Origin of the sequence: Methanocella sp. MCL-LM (assembly GCF_049676595.1) — an archaeon.
Lineage (GTDB): Archaea > Halobacteriota > Methanocellia > Methanocellales > Methanocellaceae > Methanocella_A.
Genome location: NZ_CP187259.1, coordinates 1,231,843 through 1,243,973 on the forward strand (window position 1 = coordinate 1,231,843; position 12,131 = coordinate 1,243,973).

The window sequence follows — 12,131 nt, forward strand, 5'->3', positions numbered from 1 at the left end:
GAGTTGGGAGGATGGATTAGCAGAGTATTGCTCCATTGGTTACTCTACAACCGTTTAATTATTTATGACATATTATATAAAAATTTCCATACTCAACGATGGGGGCTACAGCCAGCGACTGTCCTGGAAAATATTCTGGTGCAGGGCTGCACAAATCTATCTATCTATTCCGGGAAGACGATCTTAAAAGAGGAACCCGGCTCTGCAGTTATGCTTATCGTGCCCCTCAGCTGGGCAGTAAGCGTCGAGATCAGCTGGATACCGAGGGAGGATAGCCTGGTGACGTCGAAGCCATCCGGCAGGCCTACGCCGTTGTCGGTGACCGTAAGCACGTAATTCCCGGCTTCGATGCTCATGCAGATGGCCACTTCTCCCTTTCTGCCGTCGGGAAACGCGTGCTTGTAACAGTTAGTGACCAGTTCGTTGATGATTAGCCCGCAGGGAATACCCTTATCGAGGTTGATATACAGGTTCCGGATGTCCACCGTGGTCTTTATCACATCGGTCCTGACTCCGTAAGTGGCGTTCAGGTTTTCGATGATGCCCTCGACGTACTCCTGCAGGTTGATAAGGCTCAGGTCCTCCGACCGGTACAGCTTCTCATGGACCAGCGCCATCGACCTCACCCGGCTCTGGCTCTCCTTGAACAGGTCTACATCTCTGCTGTCGATGATTTTCCCGGCTTGCAGGCTCAACAGGCTGGAAATGATCTGGAGATTATTTTTAACCCTGTGGTGCACCTCTTTGAGGAGCACTTCCTTTTCCAGGAGCGATGCCTTAATCCTGTCTTCGGCTTGCCTGCGCTCGGTGATGTCGAGGAACGAAACCACCATTTTTCGGGTACCCGGTATGATCGCGATGTTCAGCAGGATGTTTCTAACGGCGCCGTTTTTATCGATCAGCCGGACCTCATATCGGTTCGGAACTGAGGCCGGGTCATTTCTCCTCATGGCCAGGTTCCTGGCGATCAAATCGAAATCCCTGGGGTCCAGGAAATCGGTGATCCTTTTCCTGCCGACGACTTCTTCCCGGGTGTAGCCCATAATCTTCTCGCACTCAGAGTTAGAAAACGAAATGGTCAGGTCTTCTTCCACGATCGACATGGCGACCAGCGCGTTGTCAAAGACTATCCGGTACTTTTCCTCCGCCTGCTCCCGGAGCTCCCGGTGGCGGTTCCTCTCGCAGATCTCACTCTCCAGCTGCCTGTTCTTTTCCGACAGGACCTCTACCTGCGTCCTGGTCTGCTTCCAGCTGACGTACAGGCCGAGTAAGATCGCCAGAAAGCCTATGGTCCGGGCGGCAATGTGGATAGTTTCCAGGCCTTCTCTGAAGCCGAGGATGCTCAGGGCATTCGACACAAAGTAAAAAGCAAATCCGATAGCGATATACAGCGCAACCTGGTTCTTGTTCGACTTGTAGACCATGTAACCCACGATGATCAACGCGATACTTATCAGGATATTCAAGATGTAGATCGGGTTAAGGTCGAAAGCCACGTATACCTTGATGCAGAGCTGATATATCATTTTTTTGATACTACAATACGATGCTGAAAAGCTACGGGAAACACCTCTCGTATATATGGCTGATATTCCATGCCACGATACACCGGCGTTCCCGCCTGGCTTCACTCAGGCATTTTTAACCGGGCGACCTGAGGGCAACGTAATCGCTTACGTTCAGCCGGTATATCGCCGAGGGCCTGGTAGTAAGTCCGGATATGTCAAGTGATTCGAGGCCATGTCTCGCCGCCACGTTCCTTTCTCCGCCTCGCTCGTCAGCGCTGTTGATCAGTGCTTTGGCAACCCTCTCCTGCTCTTCACTATCCGTCACAAGTTCCAGCTTTCCCATGAGCAGTACGGTATCGAAGTCGGGAGTGTCTTCGCAAAGATTATCTACTTCTACACTGACGCTGGGGTTGCTCCTGATCAGGTCCATCTTGCGCCCGTAGTCGGCGAAGTGGAAGTATACTTTGCCATCGAGGTACATGTAGTCAAGTGCTATTATGTAAGGCTGCGGGTCGTCGTTGAGCGCCATCCGGCAGAGCCTCTGCGACACCAGGAGCTGATCTACATCGCTGGCGGTCATGGCGGGAAGTTTGACAATATCCTGCTGGGCAGGCTGCATACCTGAAGAAATCCGCCGGTCTCCCGCCAGTGTGTTCTCGTTATCTTGTAAAGTTCGGTCATTCGGCCAGTCGGCCTCGTTTTCGAGGGCTAAAGTGGGCACTAAAGCGATCATGCACCCAAAAATGATCACTGTTATAGCTATGGCAACATACTTCCAATCCACCATCATCTGTCATCCCAGATCATATCGACACCTGTGTGTTGATAGGTGTTGGGCACAAAATGAGCTTCTACCGGGAGTGGTGATCGATTGTTACCCGTTATAACCACTATTTTATCACGCAACGTTTTCCGGTCGCCCGTGCAAGACACTAGGGGCGATGATTTTTGGCAGACGAAGAGTACATACGCCTCGCTATCACAAAGGCCCGGGAAGGCATCAGCCAGGGGCAGCTTCCCTTCGGGGCGGCGATCGTCCGGGATGGCAAAGTGATCAGCGTTACCCACAATACGATCTACAAAGATGCTTCCATCCTCTCTCACGCCGAGACAAACGCCATCATAGAAGCCTGTCGTAAGACGGGAAGCCTTGATCTGGCCGGCTGTACTATGTACGCCTCTTGCGAGCCCTGTCCCATGTGTTTCGCAGCCTGCGTGCTCGCGAACGTTTCCCGGATCGTCTTCAGCGCCCGCTTAGGCGACGGTATCATTCCCGGGTTTAGCATGCTGGTGATCACGGATAGCGAGCTGAAAAGCACAGGACATGCCGATATCGAGGTGACGGGCGATATCCTGAGAGAAGAGGGTATCGACTTGTTCAGGGAGTGGCGAGAGCGGGCTCATATCGCTGGCATGGGCAATTCTCATAGTGACAACATGGGTCAATAGAAAGCTGATGCTATAGCCTAAAATTTTTTGAAAAACGAATGCCCTGTGCCGGACTTGAACCAGCGACATCCAGATCTTCAGTCTGGCGCTCTCCCAACTGAGCTAACAGGGCTTGTTGGTATATTGTTTGCAGCACAAATATTTGAACTTATGCCGGTGTATTCATGGGGGTGAAGGGATTCGAACCCATGGCCGCCCGGTTATGAGCCGGGCGCTCTGACCTGGCTAAGCTACACCCCCAAATGATCTTTTGGGGTTAAGCGCCGCCAACAGGACTCGAACCTGTGACATGCTGGTTAACAGCCAGCCACTCTACCAACTGAGTTATGGCGGCAACTTGCCATCTTGCGAACCTTAAAAGTACTTTTAACCTATAAATAACTAACGGTGCGTACTGCCTTTTTTGCATATTTACAGAGCGGTCATGTTCTGAATCCTGCCCGTTATCGGGCGTACTGGCATTCCGGGCGGTTTAACAGCCTTGTTTTCAATCCCTTCAGGCTGATCGTGACGCCGATCATATCCCCGACCCCGCTACCTGTTCCTTTAGGCGTATGCAGGATAGTTTTATTATCGTTGCCGTAATTAATCAAAATAGCTTATAAAGGAGTGATCTACCAGTAAATGCACTTCATATCGTTTGCCGACATGTCCCCTGCTGAAATTGAGGCGCTGCTCGACAGGGCTGAGGATCTCAAGAGGATGCGCAGGGCAGGCGTGATTACGGACTACCTCAAGAACCGGAGCCTGGCGATGATCTTCGAGAAGTCGTCGACCCGCACCCGGGTGTCCTTCGAGGTGGGCATGACCGACCTGGGCGGCCACGCGCTGTACCTCGACCCCGCGTCGATGCAGCTGGGCAGAGGCGAAACGGTCGCGGATACCGGCCGTATACTTTCGTCCTACGTCCACGGGATCATGGTCAGGGCTAATGACCACGATACAGTGCTGGAGCTGGCGAGGAACTCTGCCGTTCCCGTAATAAACGGGCTGAGCGACCGGGAACACCCCTGCCAGGTGGTGGCGGACCTGCTCACCATCAGGGAGAAAAAGGGCAACCTGAAGGGCCTGAAGTTCGTCTGGGTAGGCGACGGAAACAACGTATGCAACTCGCTCATGCTGGCCTGCGCCATGATGGGCATGGAAATGGTAGTAGCGTGTCCTAAAGGCTACGAGCCTGACCAGCAGATACTGGAGCAGGCCCGGGCGATGGGCGGTAAGATCACTATCACCCAGGATGCCAGAGCCGCATCGAAGGACGCGGACGTGCTCTACACGGATGTATGGGTATCCATGGGCCAGGAAGCCGAGAAGGAAAAGCGGTTCTCCGACCTCCGGAGCTACCAGATTAACATGGATCTGGTAGGCCTGGCTAAGGAAGGCTGTCTGGTCATGCACTGCCTGCCCGCGCACCGGGGCGAGGAGATCACCGACGATACCATCCGCAGCCCCAATTCGGTCATCTTCGAGCAGGCTCAGAACCGTTTGCACGCGCAGAAGGCGCTGATGATCAAGCTGATGGGAAAAGATGCCCGCACGCAGGCTTAACGAAGTCCCTGCCCCGCAGGGTACGAACTCGCTATGGGTGTGGACCCGGACTCGCAGCCCGATCAAGGTCACCTTTAACTTTTTAATGCTGCTCTTAGTCCGCTACAGCCCGTCTTTGAGGCTGAAGATCGTGGCGATGAAGCTGATGGGTGTGAAGGCCGGGAAACAGGTCTCGATGGCGTTAAATACGACCGTCGATATCTTCTATCCTGAGCTGATCGAGATCGGAGACAACTCGATCATAGGCTACAATGCGACCATCCTGGCCCACGAGTACTTGATCGACAAAATGCGCAACGGGCCGGTCACCATAGGTAAAAACGTGCTGGTGGGGGCCAACTCTACCATCCTTGCGGGAGTCAGCATCGGCGATAATGCAACTGTGTCCGCGGGCTCGCTGGTCAACTGCGATGTTCCTGCGGGGGCATTCGTGGGGGGCGTGCCTGCCAGGGTCCTCGAGAGGAAGTAAGATGCTTAAGCCATTGTGGAAGCTTATCGACTGGATTATGGGCAACCGCAAACTGCTCGTCGTCTTTCTACTCATCAACATAGCCGGTTCGATATTCGGCCTGTACTACTACTGGGAGCAGCTCATGCTGACGCCGTGGTATTTGTGGCTGGCCGTGCCGGATTGTCCCCTGTACACTTTTTTCATGATCTTCGCGCTACTGCTCATCCTGTTAACGAAGCCTTCGGATACGCTGAACGCCATCACGGCCGTCGGGCTGTCCATGTATGGGGCGTGGACTACGATAGTGCTCCTGTATTTCGGGGAAATATACTTTAATCCCGCCAACGCGCTCATGTCTGCCGGGTTATGGACCTCTCATTTCTGCATGGGCCTCGAAGGTTTCCTGCTCCTGCCTTACCTGACCAGAGTGAAGCCGATCTCGTGGGCAGTAACGGCAATCTGGTTTACTGTACTGGACACGGTAGACTACTTCTATCACTTTGCATACAACGGCGTGGCTATGCGGACGCACCCGCTGGCTCTCCTGGAATACTATGCCACTACCCACCACGTGGCAGTATTACTGCAGAATATTGACTCGCTGATGTACCTTACCTTCGGCCTGTCGATCATTTTCTTTATCGTGATGATCGTTATGGCAAGGGCATATGCAAATAGCAGCCCCAAAAAAGTGATAGAAGAAAAGATTAGAAACTGATGGTTGCTTCGACCCAGATGCTTACCCGGTCACGGTGGTCGGTCTCTCTGGGGTCGGCGATCCTGACGTATTTTACGTTCCGGATAACGATCCGTGAGATCGCCTCTTCCGTCAGGCTGGTCATCAGGTTGCCGGACCGGAGGTTTTTGCGTAATTCGGTAACGAGGTCTTCGCCCTGAGTCATGATGATGGCGTGGGTTTCTGTTGTCATCCAATCTCCCCTGTAAGTTGTACTGTAGTTAGGAGTGATAGGCAGGAGATAGGTTATATAGCTATCGCCAAAATCCGCCCCGGTAACTTATTTCTTCACTTTGGCCGTGAGCCGCAGCGCCCACTCAGCCTTGTCCACTGTCACGGGGCTGTACGCTTCGAACATGTCGATCAGCCGATCAGGGTCTTCTTCGATCATGATCATGCTCCTGTTCTCCGGCCGGACGAACATCTCCTCCGTTGTGTGGTCCAGGAAAGTCATCAGGCTGTCGTAGTACCCGCAGACATTCAACAGACCGCAGGGCTTCTTGTGAATTCCCAGCTGCGCCCAGGTGGCCGCCTCGAAAAACTCCTCGATGGTCCCCAGCCCGCCCGGCAGCGCCACGAAGCCATCCGACAGCCCGGCCATCAGCGCTTTCCGCTCGTGCATCGAGTTGACCACCCGCAGGTCTTTCAGCGCCGTGTACGCGACTTCCCGGTCTACCAGCCACTTCGGTATGACGCCGATCACCTCTCCACCGGCTTCCTCCGCAGCAGTGGCAATCTCGCCCATAAGGCCTACATTGCCGCCGCCGTAGACCAGCCCTATGTTACGTCGGGCCAGCGCCCTGCCCATGTCCCGGGCAGCATCGATATACTCCTGTCTGGCGCCAGGGCTGGAGCCGCAAAATACACAGATACGCTTCATCTTGATCAGGGTACAAGTACGGGCCGGGATAGATATAATTTGCTTTGCCCCTGGCTGAAAGTACTATCCGGCTGGCGCCGGCCAGAGAATAGGGGTGATGTGAAGGGTGTCATATCCTAAGGCTCGACAGCCTTATATATACCATCGTACAATATTGTATAGATACAATATGTTATTGTTACATTATTATCCTGAACGGTGAACTTATGACTGATCTATCTAACGCCGAATCTGCACTGCTTGGCCTGCTTTCGGAGCAGCCCATGTACCCGTACCAGATCGAGCAGGAGGTCAAGTTCCGGGACATGAGGTCCTGGACCGAGCTTTCCATGTCCTCCATCTACAAGCTGCTGACCAAGCTGGAAAAGGCCGGCATGGTTAACCGCCGGGACGAGATCGCCGAAAACAGGCTGCGGAAGCTCTACTCGATCAGCGATGCCGGCAGGAAAGCACTGCAGGCCAAGCTCACGGCCCTTCTCCGGGAGCCGGAGCATATCCGGTGGCAGGTTGACATTGCGACGTATAATTGTGATCTGCTTCCTGTGGCGACTGTGCGGGAGGCTCTGACGGACTACAGGAAAAAGCTGGAAGAAAAAATCAAGTGCTACGAGGAGCTCCGTGCGTTTATGCAGGGGATTGGCTGTCCGGCTAACCGGGTGAGCGTTGCCGTCCGGCCGGTGTACCTCCTCAAGGGCGAGATCGAGTGGGTGGATGCTTTCCTGGCCGGGCTACCCGAGGGGGATTGAGCGGAGTATGGCCCGGACACCGGCTGATAGTACTGAATACTTTCTCACCGCTCATAGCAAGAGCTTATGGGTCGGTATCGCATTCAGGTGATGCTACCCTGTCAGCCCGGCGTCTGCTTAACAGGATACCTATTGAGATGTGATGTATATGGATAGTAAAATTGTTCTCATCGGTGCCAGAGAGCACAACCTTAAAAACGTCAGCATCGAGATACCGAAGAACCAGGTCGTCGTGTTCACCGGGGTGTCGGGCTCGGGCAAATCCTCGATCGCTTTCGACACGATCTACGCGGAGGCCCAGCGGCAGCTGCTAGAGACCTTCAGCTCCTTCTCCAGGCGTTATCTGCCCAAGATCGAGAAACCGAAGATCGACGAGATCCGCAATATATCCCCGGTCATTAAGATCGATCAGAAGCGCATGGGCGAGAACGTCCGCTCCACGGTCGGCACGGCCACCGAGATATCGACTTACCTGCGTCTGCTGTACTCCCGGTGTGTGGAGCCCATGGTCGGCCCCTCATTCTACTTCTCGTTCAACAACCCCGAGGGCATGTGCCCGGAATGCAGCGGCATAGGAAACAAGATCACCGTGGACCTCGATGCTATCCTTGATATGGACAAGTCCATCGCCGAAGGGGGCATCAGGCACCAGCACTACTATCCCGGAGGCTGGTACTGGAAGTCCCTGAAGGAAAGCGGCATGGTGGACATGAACAAGCCACTGAAAGACTTCACGGAAGAAGAGCTAAACCGCTTGCTCTACTCCGAGACTATCAAGATCAAGGCTAACGAGCAGTATGGTCTCAAACACGTCACTTTCGAGGGCATCGTCACCGGTTTCAACAGGCGGCAGGTGGGCAAGGACGACCTCCGGGAGCGGGAGGCGAAGTACTTCAAGATCATGCCCTGCCATGCCTGCGGTGGCACCCGCCTGAACGACCGGGCCCGATCTGCCCGGATCAACGGCAAGAATATCGCAGAGCTCTCTGCCATGGAGCTGACCGAGCTCCGCGCTTTCCTGGATACAGTCACCGGGCCTGTGGCGGACCCCATCACCAAGCCCATGAAGGTCCGGCTGCAGCACCTGATCGACATCGGCGTGGGCTACCTGTCTCTCGACCGGCCGGTCTCTACTCTGTCCGGCGGGGAGTCGCAGAGGGTAAAGATGGCCAGGCAGCTCACTTGCGACCTGGTAAACCTGATCTACGTGTTCGACGAGCCCAGCATCGGCCTCCACCCCCGGGACGTCGCCAACCTTGTCAAAATGCTGCGGAGGCTGTGCGAGAACGGCAACAGCCTCGTCGTGGTCGAGCACGATCCCGGCGTCATCGAGCACGCCGACTACGTGATCGAGCTGGGCCCGGGCGCCGGCACCCTCGGCGGCCACGTCACCTTCACCGGCACAGTCGCCGAGATGAAGAGCTCTAATGCGCTGACCGGCAGATATCTCAACGCCCGGGAGCACGTGCAGTACTGTCGGCGCAAGCCTGCAGGCCACATCGAGATCAAGAATGCCAGGCTGCATAACCTGAAAGACGTATCTGTCCGGATCCCGAAGGGGGTGCTGGTCTGCGTGACCGGCGTCGCAGGATCGGGCAAGAGCACCCTCATCAACGATATCTTCATAGCAGAGCACCCGGAGGCCGTGGTCATCGACCAGTCCCCGGTCGGCCGTAACAGCCGCTCTAACCCTGCCTCATACACTGGCATCTTCGATGATCTTCGGGCTGCTTACGCGAAGGCGACCGGGACGAGCGCCAACCTGTTCAGCTTCAACTCGGACGGCGGGTGCCCCAAGTGCGGCGGCAGCGGCTTCGTAGAAGTCGAGATGCACTTCCTCGACAGCGTCCAGATGACATGCGACGAGTGCGGCGGCAAGCGGTACAAGGCAGAGGTGCTCCAGTATCAGTACAAGGGCAAGAACATCGCGGAAGCGCTGGAGCTGACCGTGGAAGACGCCATATCCTTCTTCTCGGGCGAACGGAAAATCCTGCACAAGCTGAAGAAGCTCCAGGAGGTCGGCCTGGGCTACCTCACCCTCGGACAGCCACTGAGTACTCTGTCCGGCGGCGAAGCGCAGCGCATCAAGCTGGCGAGCGAGCTCCACAAGGAAGGCAACCTCTACGTCATGGACGAGCCTACGACGGGACTGCACATGGCCGACGTCGAGCGGCTCATGGGCATCATCCACAAGCTGGTGGAGGCGGGCAACACCGTCATCGTCATCGAGCACAACCTCGACGTCATAGCGGCCGCCGACTGGGTCATCGACCTGGGGCCCGAAGGCGGGAGAAAGGGCGGCGAAATCATCGCCGAGGGAACGCCGGAGGATGTGGCCAAAGTGGAGCGGTCATATACCGGACGGTATCTGCGCGAACTCCTGCAGTGACCACTACGTCACTGCTTTTAAGTTTTAACCACGGCGGCACGGCTCCTTATCCTGGCACTAGAAAATTTAATATTTGAACCACGGCGGCACGGCTCCTTATCCTGGCACTAGAAAATTTAATATTTGAACCACGGCGGCACGGCGGCACGGAGACAATTGGGTACCAGCACTCAGTGATCAGTTTTTTGAACCACGGCGGCACGGCGGCACTGAGACAGGCTGGAATTCGCTGTATCATGGCTTTTTTTATTGATCCACGGCGGCACGGAGAGCCGGGGCACGGAGACAACCACCTTATCCAGTATTATTGTGCTAAACGTGATAGGATTCTACGGAGCGTTGGAGCTTTCAGAGTATTGATCAGATTCCTGAGCTGAAACGATTGACCGATAAGCAGCTTTTGGTTAATCGGCTGTCTCTGTGTCGCCGTGGACTGAAAAAGAGTTCACTATTACAAGTTCGCCCAGACGCTGTGCCGCCTTGCCGCCGTGGGAAAAATAAATTAAAATGTAGTAAATGGGGTGCCCGGGTTATTTTGCCCGGGCTTTGCGGACGTTGCTCCACCGGGAGAAGCCCATGAAGGTTTTTATGACGGGCCGGAGGACCAGCGCCATCGCCTTCGTGTCCATGCCTTCGAGCTCTTTGGTCGCCCGTTTAAGCTCGGCGGGTATGTCGATGTGCTGGGTACACTTTTTCACGCACTTGCCGCAGCTGATGCACTGGGACGCCATGCCTTTCGGGCTCTTCCCGTCCATGCCTCCGCCTACGTGGGTCAGGTACATGACCTTGGTCTGCATAGGGCTGCCGAGGTACAGGTTGTTGTAGCTTTCGAAGCACGCGGGGATGTTCACCCCGGCGGGGCAGGGCAAGCAGTACTGGCAGCCGGTGCAGCCCACTTTGAGCCGCTTGTTGTAGGCCTCTTTTACCCGGTTAACCAGGGCTGTCTCCTTCGCCGACAGCGAGCCGGGTAAAGCCTCGCCGGCTGCCCGGAGGTTCTCCTCAATGTGCTTTTCGTCGTTCATGCCGCTCAGGACTACGGTGACTTCGGGGTGGTCCCACACCCACCGCAGGGCCCATTCTGCGGGTGATCTCTTTACTTCTGCCTCATCCCAGATATCCCGTATTTCCTTAGGCGGCTCTCTGGCCAGGCTGCCTCCCCTGAGGGGTTCCATGATCACGACGCCGAGGCCTTTTGCGGCGGCGTATTCAAGCCCTGCTTTTCCGGCCTGGTTGGTCTCGTCGAGGATATTATACTGAATCTGGCAGAATTCCCAGCCGTAGTCATCGATGATCTGCTTGAAGTCCGCTATCCCGGCGTGGGTCGAAAAGCCCATGTGCCTGATGCGGCCGTCAGCTTTCGCCCTGGCGATGAAGTCTGTGACGCCCAGCTCTTTCATCTTTTGCCAGTCCCGGAAGCTGATGCTGTGCAGCAGATAGTAGTCGATATGGTCGGTCTGGAGTTTCTGGAGCTGGACATCCAGCAGCTTATCCATGTCCTCCCTCGTTTTGACCTGCATGGGCGGGAGCTTGGTGGCAAGCTTCACCTTTTCCCGGTACCCGCCTGCCAGCGCCTTGCCGACCAGCGCCTCGCTACCGGGGTAGAGCAGCGCTGTGTCCAGGTAGTTGACCCCCTGGTCGATGGCCGAACGGATCTGCGTGATCGCCCGCTCTTCATCGATGCCGACACCTTTTCTTGGCAGCCTCATACAGCCGTAGCCGAGTATAGATAACTCATCTCCTGTCGTTTTCATCGTCCTGTACTGCATCTATTTTCCTCCACAAGTTTGCCGCAACGAACTGACTAATCAGTCATTGCCCAGGCAATAATAATCATGTCACTACTATCTCGATAAGCCACTCCATACCAGCTCGAAAGAGCCGTCGATCAGCATTTCGGTCTGATCCTGCAGCCTGTAAGTCAGGATCTTTTTAATCACAGCCCGGTTAGCACTGAACATCATCTCGAAGATCAGCCCGCGGTGGATATCCCGCAGCTTTCCTTCTCCGACACCTTCCTCGATCAGGTCGCTCAGGAACACGAACCTCTTCATCACTTCCTCTTCGGTGATCTTCGAGATGTACGGAGAAGACATGAACTGCTCGAGAAACAGCAGTTCCCGGGGGCTTTTCAGTCCCCAGCGAATCGTGTTCCCCCAGATGCGGCGCATTTTGCCTTCAAGGGTCTCCTCGTCTTCCAGACCTTCGGCCATTGCTGCCGCAAAACGGTTTTTCGCAATCACATAAGTGCTGTTGATCAAGTCCTCTTTGGTCGGGTAATAGCGAAACAGCGTGCCAGTGGCGACACCAGCCTCCTGCGAGATCAGCGCGGTCGGCGTATTATCGAAGCCCCTTTCCGTAAATAGCTTCAACGCAGCATTAATAATCGCCTCTCTTTTCTCGCGTACGGTGTCTGACATGTCGGTT

At 55.2% G+C, this 12,131-nt stretch carries 12 protein-coding genes and 3 tRNA genes; 6 read left to right on the top strand and 9 right to left on the bottom strand.

Going from position 1 to position 12,131, the window contains the following annotated elements:
• Nucleotides 1–164 precede the first annotated feature (164 nt).
• On the bottom strand, nucleotides 165–1,526 hold the full coding sequence (locus tag ACPLPM_RS06170; protein WP_424359367.1) for a sensor histidine kinase: 1,362 nt from the start codon (nucleotides 1,524–1,526) through the stop codon (nucleotides 165–167).
• A gap of 115 nt (nucleotides 1,527–1,641) precedes the next feature.
• Nucleotides 1,642–2,298: a pyridoxamine 5'-phosphate oxidase family protein gene (locus ACPLPM_RS06175; RefSeq protein ID WP_424359368.1), complete on the bottom strand. Its 657-nt coding sequence runs from the start codon at nucleotides 2,296–2,298 to the stop codon at nucleotides 1,642–1,644.
• 158 nt (nucleotides 2,299–2,456) lie between these two features.
• On the opposite strand from ACPLPM_RS06175, the gene ACPLPM_RS06180 reads away from it, so the two are divergent.
• On the top strand, nucleotides 2,457–2,957 hold the full coding sequence (locus ACPLPM_RS06180; RefSeq protein WP_424359369.1) for a nucleoside deaminase: 501 nt from the start codon (nucleotides 2,457–2,459) through the stop codon (nucleotides 2,955–2,957).
• Between the two features lie 39 nt (nucleotides 2,958–2,996).
• On the opposite strand, the gene ACPLPM_RS06185 is transcribed toward ACPLPM_RS06180, so the two are convergent.
• The 3 genes from ACPLPM_RS06185 to ACPLPM_RS06195 form a co-directional block, all read right to left on the bottom strand.
• Nucleotides 2,997–3,069: transfer RNA gene (locus ACPLPM_RS06185), tRNA-Phe, on the bottom strand.
• Nucleotides 3,070–3,122: 53 nt separating this feature from the next.
• Nucleotides 3,123–3,197: transfer RNA gene (locus ACPLPM_RS06190), tRNA-Ile, on the bottom strand.
• Between the two features lie 21 nt (nucleotides 3,198–3,218).
• A tRNA-Asn gene (locus tag ACPLPM_RS06195) sits at nucleotides 3,219–3,291 on the bottom strand.
• Between the two features lie 290 nt (nucleotides 3,292–3,581).
• Here ACPLPM_RS06195 and argF point away from each other — a divergent pair.
• Genes argF through ACPLPM_RS06210 form a run of 3 tightly spaced genes read left to right on the top strand, consistent with a single transcriptional unit; the run spans nucleotide 3,582 to nucleotide 5,674 of the window.
• Nucleotides 3,582–4,505 carry an ornithine carbamoyltransferase gene (argF, locus tag ACPLPM_RS06200; RefSeq protein WP_424359370.1) on the top strand — a complete coding sequence of 308 codons (924 nt, stop codon included), beginning with the start codon at nucleotides 3,582–3,584 and terminating at the stop codon, nucleotides 4,503–4,505.
• Nucleotides 4,486–4,974, top strand: coding sequence for an acyltransferase (locus ACPLPM_RS06205; RefSeq protein WP_424359371.1), 489 nt, complete (start codon nucleotides 4,486–4,488; stop codon nucleotides 4,972–4,974). The genes argF and ACPLPM_RS06205 overlap by 20 nt, the downstream gene beginning before the upstream one ends.
• Before the next feature lies 1 nt (nucleotide 4,975).
• Nucleotides 4,976–5,674: a DUF1405 domain-containing protein gene (locus ACPLPM_RS06210; RefSeq protein ID WP_424359372.1), complete on the top strand. Its 699-nt coding sequence runs from the start codon at nucleotides 4,976–4,978 to the stop codon at nucleotides 5,672–5,674.
• Here ACPLPM_RS06210 and ACPLPM_RS06215 read toward each other — a convergent pair.
• Nucleotides 5,664–5,885, bottom strand: coding sequence for a hypothetical protein (locus ACPLPM_RS06215; protein ID WP_424359373.1), 222 nt, complete (start codon nucleotides 5,883–5,885; stop codon nucleotides 5,664–5,666). The genes ACPLPM_RS06210 and ACPLPM_RS06215 overlap by 11 nt on opposite strands.
• Nucleotides 5,886–5,972: 87 nt before the next feature.
• A complete protein-coding gene (locus ACPLPM_RS06220; protein WP_424359374.1) occupies nucleotides 5,973–6,572 on the bottom strand; it encodes a TIGR00730 family Rossman fold protein in 600 nt (199 codons plus the stop codon).
• 206 nt (nucleotides 6,573–6,778) lie between these two features.
• On the opposite strand from ACPLPM_RS06220, the gene ACPLPM_RS06225 reads away from it, so the two are divergent.
• A complete protein-coding gene (locus tag ACPLPM_RS06225) occupies nucleotides 6,779–7,318 on the top strand; it encodes a PadR family transcriptional regulator (RefSeq protein WP_424359375.1) in 540 nt (179 codons plus the stop codon).
• Nucleotides 7,319–7,460: 142 nt separating this feature from the next.
• A complete protein-coding gene (locus ACPLPM_RS06230) occupies nucleotides 7,461–9,707 on the top strand; it encodes an ATP-binding cassette domain-containing protein (protein WP_424359376.1) in 2,247 nt (748 codons plus the stop codon).
• A gap of 530 nt (nucleotides 9,708–10,237) precedes the next feature.
• Here the strand turns inward: ACPLPM_RS06230 and ACPLPM_RS06235 are convergent.
• Nucleotides 10,238–11,473, bottom strand: coding sequence for an aldo/keto reductase (locus ACPLPM_RS06235; RefSeq protein ID WP_424359377.1), 1,236 nt, complete (start codon nucleotides 11,471–11,473; stop codon nucleotides 10,238–10,240).
• 75 nt (nucleotides 11,474–11,548) lie between these two features.
• The gene (locus tag ACPLPM_RS06240) at nucleotides 11,549–12,124 is read right to left on the bottom strand and encodes a TetR/AcrR family transcriptional regulator (protein WP_424359378.1); all 576 of its coding nucleotides are present in this window, start codon (nucleotides 12,122–12,124) and stop codon (nucleotides 11,549–11,551) included.
• Between the last annotated feature and the right edge of the window lie 7 nt (nucleotides 12,125–12,131).